The sequence below is a fragment of the Streptomyces axinellae genome, from assembly GCF_039532135.1.
Classification (GTDB): Bacteria; Actinomycetota; Actinomycetes; order Streptomycetales; family Streptomycetaceae; genus Streptomyces; species Streptomyces axinellae.
Genome location: NZ_BAAARJ010000006.1, coordinates 64,831 through 77,452, shown reverse-complemented (window position 1 = coordinate 77,452; position 12,622 = coordinate 64,831). Strand labels below are relative to the sequence as shown.

General features: G+C 73.0%; 11 protein-coding genes. 4 read left to right on the top strand and 7 right to left on the bottom strand.

All coding sequences use genetic code 11. The features are described from left to right. Positions 1 to 88 precede the first annotated feature (88 nt). Positions 89 to 457 (top strand): DUF4913 domain-containing protein, encoded by a 369-nt coding sequence (locus ABD339_RS10560; RefSeq protein WP_344565049.1) that lies wholly within the window; start codon positions 89 to 91, stop codon positions 455 to 457. Positions 458 to 665: 208 nt separating this feature from the next. Here the strand turns inward: ABD339_RS10560 and ABD339_RS10555 are convergent, their stop codons facing one another. The 7 genes from ABD339_RS10555 to ABD339_RS10525 form a co-directional block, all read right to left on the bottom strand. Next, positions 666 to 2,249 carry an RICIN domain-containing protein gene (locus ABD339_RS10555; RefSeq protein ID WP_344564570.1) on the bottom strand — a complete coding sequence of 528 codons (1,584 nt, stop codon included), beginning with the start codon at positions 2,247 to 2,249 and terminating at the stop codon, positions 666 to 668. A gap of 284 nt (positions 2,250 to 2,533) precedes the next feature. Further along, on the bottom strand, positions 2,534 to 4,066 hold the full coding sequence (locus ABD339_RS10550; protein WP_344564568.1) for an ATP/GTP-binding protein: 1,533 nt from the start codon (positions 4,064 to 4,066) through the stop codon (positions 2,534 to 2,536). Positions 4,067 to 4,080: 14 nt separating this feature from the next. Beyond that, positions 4,081 to 5,580, bottom strand: a complete 1,500-nt coding sequence (locus ABD339_RS10545; RefSeq protein WP_344564566.1) for an SCO6880 family protein — start codon at positions 5,578 to 5,580, stop codon at positions 4,081 to 4,083. Then, positions 5,567 to 6,904, bottom strand: a complete 1,338-nt coding sequence (locus ABD339_RS10540) for a TrbL/VirB6 family protein (RefSeq protein WP_344564564.1) — start codon at positions 6,902 to 6,904, stop codon at positions 5,567 to 5,569. The genes ABD339_RS10545 and ABD339_RS10540 overlap by 14 nt, the downstream gene beginning before the upstream one ends. Next, positions 6,904 to 7,689, bottom strand: coding sequence for a DUF8175 domain-containg protein (locus tag ABD339_RS10535; protein WP_344564562.1), 786 nt, complete (start codon positions 7,687 to 7,689; stop codon positions 6,904 to 6,906). The genes ABD339_RS10540 and ABD339_RS10535 overlap by 1 nt, the downstream gene beginning before the upstream one ends. Before the next feature lie 57 nt (positions 7,690 to 7,746). Continuing rightward, positions 7,747 to 8,064 carry a hypothetical protein gene (locus tag ABD339_RS10530; protein WP_344564560.1) on the bottom strand — a complete coding sequence of 106 codons (318 nt, stop codon included), beginning with the start codon at positions 8,062 to 8,064 and terminating at the stop codon, positions 7,747 to 7,749. A gap of 52 nt (positions 8,065 to 8,116) precedes the next feature. Next, positions 8,117 to 8,623 (bottom strand): DUF6668 family protein, encoded by a 507-nt coding sequence (locus tag ABD339_RS10525; RefSeq protein ID WP_344564558.1) that lies wholly within the window; start codon positions 8,621 to 8,623, stop codon positions 8,117 to 8,119. Positions 8,624 to 8,860: 237 nt separating this feature from the next. On the opposite strand from ABD339_RS10525, the gene ABD339_RS10520 reads away from it, so the two are divergent. The 3 genes from ABD339_RS10520 to ABD339_RS10510 all read left to right on the top strand — a co-directional run bounded on the left by ABD339_RS10520 (position 8,861) and on the right by ABD339_RS10510 (position 12,578). Further along, positions 8,861 to 9,913 (top strand): C40 family peptidase, encoded by a 1,053-nt coding sequence (locus ABD339_RS10520; RefSeq protein WP_344564557.1) that lies wholly within the window; start codon positions 8,861 to 8,863, stop codon positions 9,911 to 9,913. Continuing rightward, positions 9,910 to 10,641: a hypothetical protein gene (locus ABD339_RS10515; RefSeq protein ID WP_344564556.1), complete on the top strand. Its 732-nt coding sequence runs from the start codon at positions 9,910 to 9,912 to the stop codon at positions 10,639 to 10,641. Before ABD339_RS10520 ends, ABD339_RS10515 begins: the two co-directional genes overlap by 4 nt. Before the next feature lie 1,466 nt (positions 10,642 to 12,107). Then, a complete protein-coding gene (locus tag ABD339_RS10510; RefSeq protein WP_344564554.1) occupies positions 12,108 to 12,578 on the top strand; it encodes a hypothetical protein in 471 nt (156 codons plus the stop codon). Positions 12,579 to 12,622: the final 44 nt, after the last annotated feature.

Below are 12,622 nucleotides of genomic sequence, written 5' to 3'. Positions count from 1 at the left end.
CCAGGGCGCCCCCGGCGGACAGCAGAGCGAGCAGGGACAGCAGGCCGGGCAGGGCGGGGAACCGGCGCCTCCGGGGCCGCCGGAGTTCATCCTCTACCTGGACGGGATCGAGTACCAGCAGACGCTGCACCAGCTGATCTCCTGGACGCACCAGGTGCTGTTGCCGGTCTACGGCCGGGAGGTCACCTCCTCGGCGCCCTGGTGCCCGCGCTGGTGGGAGCACCTGGAGGCGGTGGCCCAGTTGCACGGCCTGTGGCTGGCCTGGGCCGAACTCACCTCTCCGGCGGCCGGGATGGCGGGCCCCGCCAGCTGGCACCGCGACTTCCTGGCCCCGGTGATGGGCGCCCTGCGCGACCCGATGGGGCCTTTCGCGGGCTGCAAGCTCGGCGGGCACCGTCCGAAGGACATTCCGCCGGTGGACACCGCCGCGCTGTTCGGCCCGCCGCCCGCCGGCTGACGCCGGGGATCCGGCTCGGGAGACGGCTTCGGCCCGGAAGGCGCTTCGGCCCCGAGCCGGACATGATGTCGGCCCCGAGCCGGGGGCCGGCTCGGGGCCGGTGGCGGGCCCGGGGCCGAAGCGGGGTGCGGGCGGGCGGAGGGCTCAGGGCCGGTGCCGGTTCACGGCCGGTTCCGGCGCCTGGTCCCGGGCCGGTGCCCGTACCGCTTCACACCTTCCGGAAGCGCCACTGGTGGTCGTCCTTGTCACTGCATCCGAAGATCGTGAGGCGGGCGTGGGCGTCCTTGCCGTCGTAGTCCACGTCCAGGCACAGGTTTCCGCTCTTGTCGTTGCGGATGAAGTACGTGCCGTTGGACCGCTTGTCGAACCACCACAGCTGGTTGTCCCCGCTGGCCGCGCAGTGGGTCTCGTTCACCTTCGTGGTGGACGGGGCCGGACCGCGGCCGGGCAGGTCTAGGCAGAGGTTGTCCTTGACGTTGCGGATCAGGTAGAGGTTGGAGCCGCCGGGCCCCTTGCCCTTCCCGTGCATGTCCAGAGCCCACCGCTGGTTGTCGCTGGCCGACGAGTTGCAGGGGCCCTGCTGGACCGGGCCTTCCGGCCTGCCCTCGTTGATACCGGGGATGTCCATGCACTTGCCGGTCTTCCGGTTGAGGATCGTGACCCTCCCCTTGGGAATACCGGACTTGTGCCCGGCGGCCCTGGGCTTGTTGCCGCTCTTCTTGCCGCCTCCGCCCGAGTCCGACTTCGAGTCGCCGTCCCCCGAACTGCCCTTGCCCTTGCCCTTGCCCGTGCCCTTGCCCTTCGAGTCGCCGCCGGAGTCCGACTTCGAGTCCGAGGACTTCCCGTCCGGGTCCTTGTCCTTCTTGTCCTTCATATGACCCGGCTCGGAGTCGGGGGTCGCGGAGGGCGATCCGGTCGGGAACCCCGGCGCGGAGGGCCGTACGGTCGACGGTCCGCCGGGCTTGTTCTTCGGGCCGTCCTGCGGCTTCTGCGTCGTTTTGCTCGCCGCCTCGTCGCCCTTCGAACCGGCGATCGCCAGCGGGGTGGTGACGAGCGCGGCGACCGCCACGGCCGTCGCCGCGACGACCCACGGCTTCTTGAGCAGGCTGATCGGCTGGAACTCCTCGTCCGACCCGCGCGTCCCGCTCTTCCCCTTGGCCGAGCCTCCGCTGGAGGACACGCGGGGAATCGACGGCCGCGGAATCGACGGCCTGGGGATCGAGGGCACGGGCATCCGCCGCTTCGACGCCGCCTCGGCCCCGGCAGCGCCGACCGACCCGGAGACGCCGGGCGCCGGGCTTCCCCCGGCCGCCGCGGCACCACCGGCCGCCGCCGCACCGGCTCCCGCGGCACCACAGGCCGCCGCCGCACCGGCTGCCGTACCGGCGCCGGGCGTCGGGGCGTTTCCGGGTGTCGTACCGGCCCCGGGGGCCGGGGCGACCGCTGGGGCGGGGCCCTCCCCCGCCGGTCCGGCTCCGGCCTTCGGGGCCTCGCCGGCGGCCGCGGAAGCGGACTCCTCGCCCAGGACCCGGCTGGAGCCGTCGGGGTCGATCTCGACCTGAACGGCGTAGCCCGTCGAGGGGTTGGCGATGGTCGCCGTCACGGCGGTGCCGCGGACGCGGGCGTATCCCTGGAGTGTGTCAAGAATCGCGCTGTCGAGCGGCTGGTCGCCCAGTACCGGGATCGGCTCGCCGTCAATGGTGGCGGCGCCCTCACCGGTGATGACCACAGCGAAGGGTGAGGGCTGGCCCGGTGGCGCCCCCGACCGCTGCATTTCTCCGTCCTCGCTCATGCAAACCCACTTCCTGACCTTTAGCTTGCAAGGAACTCACAAAGCGAAACGGCCGCCTGCGCGGATCGGTTCAGACCAGAGCCGAATGTCCGGCATTTTCCGCGCAGCACGGGGACCGGACCCGGCCGCCAGTGGGTGGTTGGGGCGGCCGGGCCCGGTTCAGGTAAGGCCACCGTGGGGGTAGTGGCCTCATGCCTCTCACTACGGGGCGGAGGGCGGGGTGGTTCAGTCGGCCGCCCCCGCGGCGCGCGTGAGGCCCGCCCCGGACTGCCCGGCGGCGCCGCTCACTTGTTCCACCGCTTGTTGGTGTTGTTGACCGCCAGCTCCCCCGGCGTCAGGTCCACGTGCACCGGGATGCCGGGGCGGCTGCCGACCTTGATGAGGAAGTTGCCGAGGCCGGGCGGGTCGGCCTGGCGGCTGCGGGCGCTGTCCCACGCGGGGGGCGTGGACCAGTCCACGAGCAGCCGCTTTTCGACCTCGGTCAGCTCCACCACCTGGGACAGCTGGGGCATTTCGGCCGGCGGCAGGCCCGCGCAGACGACCATGCCGGAGCGCTCCACGAAGCCCTTGGCCTTGATGCGGTCCTCCTCGGTGGGCAGCGCGAGCAGGTCGCCGATGGTGTGGGTGACCATGGCCAGGCCCACGCCGCGCTGCCGGTCCAGCCGGGTGAGGGCGTTGACGCGGTCCACCAGGCCCCGGCCCGCTTGCAGCACCCGCCACAGCTCGTCCATCACGAGGAAGTAGTTGCGCTGCGGCTCCAGTCCGGCATCCGCGAGGGCGTGTGCGGCCGAGACCGCGCCGAAGCCGTAGGACCAGCAGGACAGCAGCGCGGCGGCCTGGAGGACGGTCTCGCTGTCGTCGATGTTGCTGATGTCGAAGCACACCGGCCGGTCGAGCTTCATCGGCTCCGTCGTCGGGCGGGCGAAGGAGTCGCCCAGCAGGCCGTCTCCCAGCAGTGCCGTCAGCGAGGCTTCCAGGTTCTCGGTGATGTCCCAGTACCGCTGGATGTCGCCACGGTCGAGGGCCACGGCGCGCAGCGCCTCCGGGGCGTCCTTGATGACCTGCACCAGGTCGGCGAGGACCGGTGTCTTGTCGGGGCCGTGCCGGTCGTCGAGGATGTCCAGCGCGGCGGCGAGGAGGGTCTCCTCGCGGTCGGTCGGCGGCTCGGCGCGCAGGATGGTCACCAGCGCCGAGACCATGTGCAGGCGGCGGCTGTTGGTGCCGGCCAGGAGCTGGCGGCGGGCCGAGCCGGTGAGGCGGGCCGCCGCCGCGGTGGACTCGCCCGGGTCGAGGACGTTGAGGTGTCCGCGGCCCCGGCCCAGGCTGATGACCTGTCCGCCGATCTCCCTGATCAGATCGACGTAGTCGGGCTTCAGGTCGCCGAAGATGAGCGGGTGGACGCCGTAGCCGGACAGGCCGAGCGCCATCCGCCGCACCACGGTGGACTTGCCGAGACCGGGGCGGCCGAGCACGAACATCGACGGGTTGGCCAGCAGGCCGGTGCGCATGAACCAGCTCACCGGGTCGCAGCACACCGTGGCCCCCGAGTCCAGGTCGCGGCCGAGCGGCACGCCGACCATGGGGGTGCCCGCACCGGCGCCGAACGGCCACAGGCCGCAGACCTGTACGGAGGTGCCGCGCCACTCGGGGGCCGGATCGACGTAGCCGACCGTGCCACCGCCCCGGCCCGGCCAGCCCCGCGCCGTGGGCTGCGGCCGGCGGGCGGGGTCGGCGGGCTGGCGTGCCCTGGCGCTCTTCTCGGACTTACCGGGCTTGCCGGGCTTGGGTGCCCGGGTCTTCTCGGTCTTGCGTGCCATCGGATTCTCCTGAGCTACATCGCGTCGCGAACGGTCTGCGGCAAGGCGGTGTGCAGCGGCAGCACCAGGCCCAGCGGGAGCGCCGCGGCGAACGCGGCGGCCTGCGAGCCGTAGACGGGCCGCACCGCGATACGTGCGGCGGGCGCCAGGTTGTCGACCGCGGCGCTCGCCCGGGGCAGGTCCTCGGCCGAATCGACGGTGGCGGTGATCAGCATGCCGAACTGGATCAGCCCGTGTCCCTGGGCCTGTTCCTCGGCCGCCTTGCGGGCCGCGACCACCTCGGCGTCGTCGCTGGCCCGGCCGATCGGCGACTGCTGGGCGGTGAACAGGGCGTTCTTGTAGTCCTGCTGGACGACGCGGGCGCTCTCGGCACGGCTGTGCGGGCGGTACAGCAAGGTGACGCGCTTGCGGGCGATGTCACGGTTGGGCTGCACCAGGCCGGTGAGCACGTTGGAGAGCACCTCGCCCTGCGGGGCGTGGGTCATGGCCCAGGTGACGCTGAAGACGCCGTCGTGCCGGTAGTGGTCCCACGCCTCCTCGGCGGCGGTCGGGCCCGCCTCGTCCCAGGTCAGTCCGCTGCCGCCGGCGGCGCGGGCCTCCTCCACCAGCTGGGCGACGGTGGGGTCGTAGGCGACGCGGACGGCCTCGGCCAGTTCGGTCGCCGTCATCGGGACGGCCGTTCCCGCGCCGGTCATGGACAGCCCGGCGGTCAGCCCCGGCAGGCGGGTGCCGATGTGGATCGCCATGTCCTCGGCGTTGCGCCGCGGGGCCCCGGCCCGGGCCGCGCCCGAGTACGTCAGCGCGATCCGGGTGCTGATCTGCGCCGAGCCGCTGGGGTAGGCGGCGAGCACGTCGCGGAGCATCCCCCGCGCCAGCTCCGGGGCGTCGTCCACGGAGTTGTTGACGATCTCCTGGTGGAGCCGGACGCCGGAGTCGGGGGCCGTCTCCACGGTGACGCCGACGGCGACGAGCCCCGGCTCGGTGCCCAGCGCCGAGAGCCACTGGCCCCAGTGCGCCACCCAGGTGTCCACCTGCCGTTCGTCGACGAGCGCCGCGCCGTCCGCGTCGCAGGACAGGACGACGGTGTGGTGGTTGGTCGCCGGGATGGTGATCACGGCGAAGGGGCGGCCGTAGCCGTCCTGCGCCTCTTTCAGGGACGACTGCGCGGCCAGGCCGGGCAGTCGGCAGGTGCCGTCACCGGCCCGGCCCACCGGGCCCGAGCGGTACAGGTTGCCGCCGGAGGCGACGGTGCGCCGCCAGGCCAGCCGGATCGCGAGGCGCTGCATCAGCGTGCGGCCGTGCCGGTCGCGCACCGCCAGCGGCGCCATGGCCGCCGCCAGGACGACGGCCAGCGCGACCGCGGCCCACAGGGAGAACAGTGTGGTGAGGACGACGGCGATCAGACCGCCGAACACCAGCAGGGTCGCCCCCAGGGACAGGCCCCGGAGCCCGGAGGTGCGCGGCTTGCGGAAGTTGCCGTAGGTGCGCGGGGTGTGTACGTCAATCGCTGCCACGGTGTTCCCTCTGCTGGTCATCGTTGTACGGATACGTGGTTGTTGCCGTTGTCCTCGGCGAGGCCGACGCGATCAGCTCCTCGTCGGGAGGGCCGTCGGCGCCCGGTTCGCCGGAGCGGTTCCGCGCCGCCTGCCGGGCGCGTTCGTTGACGGCGGCCTGAGCGCCTGCGCCTGCGTCGCCGCCCAGTACCGTGTTCGCCCCGCTGGAGCCGGACGCGCTCCGGCGGTCGCCCGCACCCCGTCCGGCGGTGCCCTGCGCCCCTGTGGCGTCGTTGCGGCCCCCGACGACGGTGGCCCCGGAGACCGACCGTCCGGCGGCCAGACCCCGCAGGTGCGGGACGGTCTGCGCGCCGGTGGCCACACTCTGGCTGCCGCTCTCGCCACCGGACTTGGACCCGCCGCCCCTGCCCGAGAGCGTCGTCTGCGCGACGGGCGCCGCGAGCCGCAGCAGCGCGGGCAGCGTGAAGCAGGCCAGCACCAGCAGGACCACGCCGGAGACCATGGAGATGATCGCGCCGCCCTCGCCGCCCGAACTCTTGCCGCCGGACATCGAGAAGGCCGCCGCGTAGACGACGGCGGCGGTGGGTTTGTAGAGCACGAAGGCCATCAGCCAGCCCACCGACTTGCGGAACCAGGCCCGCCCGGCCGGGGTCGCGCTGGCCGCCGCGGACAGCGGGAGCGTACCGGCGAGGATCACCAGCAGGGCCACTCGCACGATCATGAGGGCGATCTGCGCCAGGCTGGCGCAGATCACCAGCAGCGCCATGATCAGGACGAGGAAGGAGGAGTCCGCGTCGCCGAGGGAGAGCATGGCCGAGATGCGGTTGTCGAACTCGGTCACACACTCCTTGACCGGCACGCCGTCCGGGCTGATCTGCTGGCAGCCCATGGACCTGTCGATGATCCAGACGCTGAACTTGTCCCCCGCCACGGTCAGCAGGTTGACCGCCGCCACCCCGGCCGAGGAGACGACGATCAGGTTGAGCAGCCCTTGCAGCGCCTGCCTGCCGGGCTCGCTGCGGCGCTGCCAGGCGATGTGCCCGGCCGCGATGAGCAGGCACAGCACGGCGGTGAACGAGGTGAACCACAAGGTGGAGCCGTGCAGGAACGCCGCAGGCCCGCTGTCGTAGCTCAGGTCGGGGGTCTTGATGTCCGTCCACGCGCTGCCCAGCGCCTTGACGGTGGAGCCCGCCGCCTTGGCCGCGCTGTCCACGATGTTGTCGAACGCGCTGTCGCCCAGGTCCTTGGGCCCGGTGCCCTCCCCGTCGCCGACGCAGTAGCCGCCCACGGTGGGCTGGACGAATCCGAAGTCGCAGCCGGCCATCACACACCACCCCAGCTGACGTATCCGGCGAGGGAATCGACGGCGGTGGGCGCCGCCGGGTCGGCCGGGTACTCCAGCCGCCAGTCCCCGCCCTTCCACAGTGCCGTCGTCGTGGCGGCCTGCATCTTGCCGTCGGGGAACCGCCACACGGTCTGGATCACCGCCGTGCTGCTGGTGTACGTGACGAACTTGAAGCCGGCGATCTGCCCTTGCCCACCGCCGTCCCGCGAGCCGGGGTCGGCCGTGCTCTCCGACTTGGTCCGGGCGGCGATGTAGGAGTCGCGCCCGGTGCCGACGACCTGTTGGCGGGTGACCTTCTGCCAGTTGTCGGCGGCCAGATACCGCACGCTGATCTGACTGGTCGCCAGCAGCGCGCCGAGGGGGGTGTGCGCGTAGCAGCGCGCCACGTCCTTGCCCGCGACAGCGGGTCCCGCGGCCTTGGAGGCCGGGAGGGCGACGGTGCCGAACAGCTTCCACCCCACGCCCTTGGGCGCGGCGGTGGGCACCTCCGTGCGCCGGTCCGGCAGCCGGGGGCAGGAGCCGCCGCCGTCGGTCTCCGCCGAGGACTGCGGCGCGTCATCGGCGCCGTCGGGCTGCGGGGTGGCCGCGTTCTTCGCCGCCGAGGCGGCGGAGCCGTCATCCCGGCCGGAGGAGTCGGAATTGACGAGGACCACCACCCCGATGACGGCTACGAAGCCGATGAACGCGGCTGCGAGGACGAAGCCGCTCCGCAGCCATGGACTGCGCGGCTCGTCGGCGCCCGCGCGATTGGCCGGCTCTGCCATGTCCCTCCCCATCCCTGAGATGCGCATGTGCTCTCCCAGCTAATTACTGACGCGTCGTCATACCAGTGCGCCGACGACACCGGAGGCGGAACCGACGAGTACGCACGCGCCCAGCACCAGACCCAGCCCCTTGATGTGCTCGCGACCGCCGCCCTTGGAGTGGTCCACGGCCATCCGCGCGGCCACGCCGAAGATGCCGGCGACGCACAGCGCCGTGACCGTCCAGGCCACCCACTTGAGGACGGTGATCAGGCCGTCGGCTCCGGGCGGCGCGGAGCCGCCGCCGACGTCCGGGGGGCCGGAGGGCGCGAACGGCGCTGCGAGATACGACAGATGAGGCGAGGCGTCCGAGACGGCCGCCAGCAGACTGGACATGCGGTTGTTTCCCCTTACGGCGAGTTACGGCCGATTACGGCCGGTTGGACCCTCATACGGGCCGGGTCAGTCGGGACAGGTCACGTGCCAGTGGTGCGCACTCCTTGGGCGGGGCAGCCGTGGGCGGCTCCCCGAGCCGCCACTGCTCCACCCACGGAATCTCCCACAGCCGGGGCACGGCGCCGGACACGAGGTTCACCAGGTCCCGCAGGACCCGGGGCCGCCGACCGGGAGCGTCGGCGACCACGACCAGGCCGAGCAGTTCGACGCCGGTGACCATCCGGGAGGCCCACTGCTGTGCGGCGTTCTGCACGGCTTTGAGCCCGTTCGCGCTGGAGCGCGCGACGAGCACCACCGGCTGCGGCACCTCGGACGAGGGCCAAGCGCGGCCCGCGTCCCTGCCGCCGGGCACCACCTGCTCCAGCGTGGTGACCCCGGCGCCACCGTGCACACCCAGCCACCACCACGCCGGACCGGCCGCGGCCGGCTGGGGTGCGGCGACGGGCAGGACCTGAGCGGGCCGCGGCACTCCGGCCTGGGGGGCCGCCGGACCGGTCAACGTCCGCAAAGCGTCCTGAACCGATCGCTGCGACTCCCCGTTGTTGCCCTCCGAAGGGGGGCGGGTCGGTGACAGCCAGGGGTTGGAAACCGGCGCATCCCCGGCCATGGCATCTCCCTTCGACGCGAGCTGAGTACCGCGAATCGCTACATAAATTGACAAAAAATTCCAAGCACAGGTTTCGACTACGAGCCCACCTACGGACGCTCGATCGAACTGGTTCAAGGGGGGTTGCAGATGACCACGGCCACGGTGAGATGGGCGGGCGCTGTCATCGCGCTACTGCTCGCCCTGCTCGTCGGACTGACCGTGGTCGCGGCAGCCGACGAGGAGGAGTCCGGCGCTCCGGTGGGGCTCGTCACCGGGCTCGACGCCAAGAGCGTTCCGCCGGAGTACGCGATGTGGGTAGAGCGCGCCGGCAAGGAGTGCAAGGAGGTGAGCGCGCCACTGGTCGCCGCGCAGATCGCGGCCGAGTCCGGCTGGAACCCGAAGGCGCAGAGCCCGGTCGGGGCCCAGGGGCTGAGCCAGTTCATGCCGGGCACGTGGAACACCTGGGGGGTTGACGCTGCGGGCAAGGACGGCGGCGACGAACCGGACGGCAAGGCCGACCCGTTCACCCCCGGCGACGCCATCATGACCCAGGCCCGCTACGACTGCTGGCTCGCGGGCAAGGTCAAGGACATGGGCGTCGAGGGCGACCTGACGCGGCTGCTGCTGGGCGCCTACAACGCGGGCCCCGGCGCCATCCAGCAGTTCGGCGGCCTGCCCCCGTACCCGGAGACCCAGGGCTATGTGACGCGGATCATCTCCTCGATGGCCGACTACTCCAGCGGCGACGGAGGCGGCGACGGAGGCGGCGACGTCGAGAAGGGCGGCCCGTTCGGCAAGCGGGTGGTGGCCTACGCCAAGAAGTGGCTCGGCACCCCCTACGCGTGGGGCGGCGGCGGACCGGAAGGCCCCGGGCGGGGCTTCGCACAGGGCGCGAACACCGTCGGCTTCGACTGCTCCAGCCTCGTCCAGTACTCGGTCTACCGCGCCAGCGAGGGCAAGACGGTCCCGCCGCGCACCTCCCAGGTTCAGGTCACCGCGGGCAAAGCGGTATCCCGGGATGATATGCAGCCGGGTGATGTGATCGGATTCGCCCTGCACGGCAGTTACGACCACATCGGGATCTACATCGGAAACGGGCAGTTCATCCACGCGCCGAAGACCGGCGACGTGGTCAAGATCAGCCAGCTCGACGACAGCTACTACGCCAGCAAGCCCCAGAAGGTGAGGCGGTTCGGATGACCGGCCACAACCACAACCGCGGTCACGGTCACGGTCCCGGTCCCGGTTCGCGCGGTAAGGCCGCGAAGACGTTCGCACTCGCGCTCACGCTCGGCCTCTCGCTCGCCCTGGCCGGCTGCGGCGGGAGCGACGACGGCGGCAGCGACGACGCCAAGAAGAGCGCCGACACACCCGCCCCGTCGCGGACTTCCACCCCGAGCCCCACCACCGGCGCGGACAAGAGCACCGCCTCGCCCTCCACCGGCACGGGCGCGCCGTCACCGAGCAAGACCGGGGGCACCCCCAAGGGCGGCATCCCCAAACCCGAGGACGTGGACCAGAAGGACGCCGACGCGGTGGGCGAAGGGGCGCTCACGGCGATGTACACCTCCGACACCGCCGTGGACAACGGTCCGCAGGACGCCGCCGTGCGCACGGCGAAGGCGGGCTGGCTGAGCGAGAAGTACGCGAAGCAGCTGAGCGGGCACCGCGCCCAGGCCGCACCTGGGGCACAGTGGACGGAATGGACCGACCACCGGGCCTACACCAAGGTCGAGCTCACGAAGACCGAGGACGCGGCCAAGCCGGACGACACCGGCAACGAGGCGTGGCGGCAGTGGACGGTCACCACGGCACCGCACGGCCGCGACGGCTGGAAGCCCAAGCCCACCACGGTCGCGGCATATGTGCAGCTCGTCCGGTCGGCACCCGACGCGGGATGGCGGGTCGCCGGCGTCACCGTGCAATAGCCAGGCGCGTTCCACCAGAAGGGAGTTCCATGCCCACGTACAAGCCCGCCGAGGTACCCGCCTGGCCCGTGTACGCCTTCGATGTCCAGCACAGTGGCCGGGTCTCCGTCTCGGGCCCGCTCCTTCCCGCGTCCGAACACCCCACGCGCGGCTCGGCGATCGACGCCGTGGCCGCCGCGGCGGTCGGCCTGGGCCGCCCGGTACGCGCCACCGCCACCGAGCCGGACGGCACGGTGTGGCAACTGGTCATCTCCCCCGACGGCTCGGTGAGCGAACTCGAAGGACGCCCACAGCGCGGCAAGGCGTCGAAGAAGCGGGGGGCCGCGGGGCGCGGCGGGAACCGGGGGCGCGGCGCCGCCCGCACGGAGGAGGCCGGCACGGAGAAGGCCGGCACGGAGGGGGCCGGCACGGCCCCGGAGGGGACCACTGGGCAGGATGGTGCCGCCGCGGGCGCCGTCGGCGGGGTGCCGGTCCCTGGCGGGGCGGCGGGTGTCGGCGGGGTGCCGGTCCCTGGCGAAGCGGCGGGTGTTGGCGGGGCGCCAGGTGTGGGCATGGAACCGGACGTTGGCGGGGCCCCCGGTGTGGGCGGGGTGCAAGATCCGGCTGGGGCACAGTACTTGGGTGCGAGTCCGGCAGCCGCCGTGCCCGCCGCCGCTCCGGTCCCTCACCCGGCTCCGGCGCCGGTCCAGAGCCAGGCCCAAGCACCAGACCCGGGCCAGGCACAGGCTCCGGCGCCCGATCCGGCCCTGGCGTCGGCCTGGGCCCAGTCTCAAGCCCCGCTCCAGCCGCAGGCACCCGCCCCGGCCCAGACGCAGGCCCAAGCTCCCGTCCAGGCCCAAGCCCAGGCTCCCGTCCAGGCCCAAGCACCTGCCCAAGCCCAGGCCCCGGCCCAGACGCAAGTTCCCGTGCCAGCCCAGGCCCAGGCTCCGGCTCCGGCTCCCGAACCGGTCCCGGCCCAGACGGTGGCACCGGACCCGGCGTACCCCCCGGCCCCGGCCCAGACGCAAGTTCCCGTGCCAGCCCAGGCCCAGGCTCCGGCTCCCGAACCGGTCCCGGCCCAGACGGTGGCACCGGACCCCGCGTACGCCCCGGCCCCGGCCCAGACGCAAGTTCCCGTGCCAGCCCAGGCTCCGGCTCCGGCTCCGGCTCCCGAACCGGTCCCGGCCCAGACGGTGGCACCGGACCCGGCGTACGCCCCGGCCCAGGCCCAAGCTCCCGTCCAGGTCCCGGCTCCCGAACCGGCTGTGGCGCAAGCGCCGGTCGCTGCTCCCGCGCCTGCCGCGACTCCGGCTCCTGAACCGGTGTCGGCCGGGGTCCCGGCAACACCGCAGGTCCAGGCTCAAGCGGGCCCGCAGGCTCACGCGGCGCCGCAGGCCGCTGGTGCTGCGCCGGGTCCGGGGGCCGGGCGGACGGCCGCCGCGGCCCGGGCGGGCGGGGGCGCGCAGACGACGCCCGAGGCGCTCAGCATGGCCATGACTCATCTCGACGCGCACATCGCGGCGGGGCGCATGGAGCAGGCCGTCACGCTTTCCGCGCAGCTCGACGAGCACGCGGCGGGCACGTTCGGGCTCTCCCATCCCGAAGCCCTCCGCGTCCGGGAAGCCCACGCCCACGTCACCGCCTTGGCCGGTGACGCTGTGGGCGGGATACGGCTGTACCGGGACGTCGCCGAGCGCTGGCTCTACCAGGGAGCAGGTCAGGAGGCCGAGGCGGTGGCGGATCGCGCCCACGCGCTGTGGCTGGAGATCCCGGACCTGGAGACGGCGGTGGCCGCCGGAGTCGCCATGGTGCGCATGCGCAACCAGATTCCGGGCGCGGACGGCAGCGCCTTCGCCGCCGTGCTGGAGTACCAGACCCAGCTCGAAACGGCGGCCAGGAACGCCGCCGGACAGGCGGGGCAGGCCGGACAGGCCGGAGCCGCCGCGGCGACGCGATAGCGGCATCGTCTCGAAACGCGTCCGTGCCCCTGTCAGCTCGTGAC

What these genes read in the sequence shown, in the direction of transcription:
- ABD339_RS10555 (WP_344564570.1), bottom strand. Translation starts at nt 2,249, where the DNA reads ATGAGCGAGGACGGAGAAATGCAGCGGTCGGGGGCGCCACCGGGCCAG.
- ABD339_RS10550 (WP_344564568.1), bottom strand. Translation starts at nt 4,066, where the DNA reads ATGGCACGCAAGACCGAGAAGACCCGGGCACCCAAGCCCGGCAAGCCC.
- ABD339_RS10540 (WP_344564564.1), bottom strand. Translation starts at nt 6,904, where the DNA reads ATGGCCGGCTGCGACTTCGGATTCGTCCAGCCCACCGTGGGCGGCTAC.
- ABD339_RS10535 (WP_344564562.1), bottom strand. Translation starts at nt 7,689, where the DNA reads ATGGCAGAGCCGGCCAATCGCGCGGGCGCCGACGAGCCGCGCAGTCCA.
- ABD339_RS10530 (WP_344564560.1), bottom strand. Translation starts at nt 8,064, where the DNA reads ATGTCCAGTCTGCTGGCGGCCGTCTCGGACGCCTCGCCTCATCTGTCG.
- ABD339_RS10520 (WP_344564557.1), top strand. Translation starts at nt 8,861, where the DNA reads ATGACCACGGCCACGGTGAGATGGGCGGGCGCTGTCATCGCGCTACTG.
- ABD339_RS10515 (WP_344564556.1), top strand. Translation starts at nt 9,910, where the DNA reads ATGACCGGCCACAACCACAACCGCGGTCACGGTCACGGTCCCGGTCCC.
- ABD339_RS10510 (WP_344564554.1), top strand. Translation starts at nt 12,108, where the DNA reads ATGGCCATGACTCATCTCGACGCGCACATCGCGGCGGGGCGCATGGAG.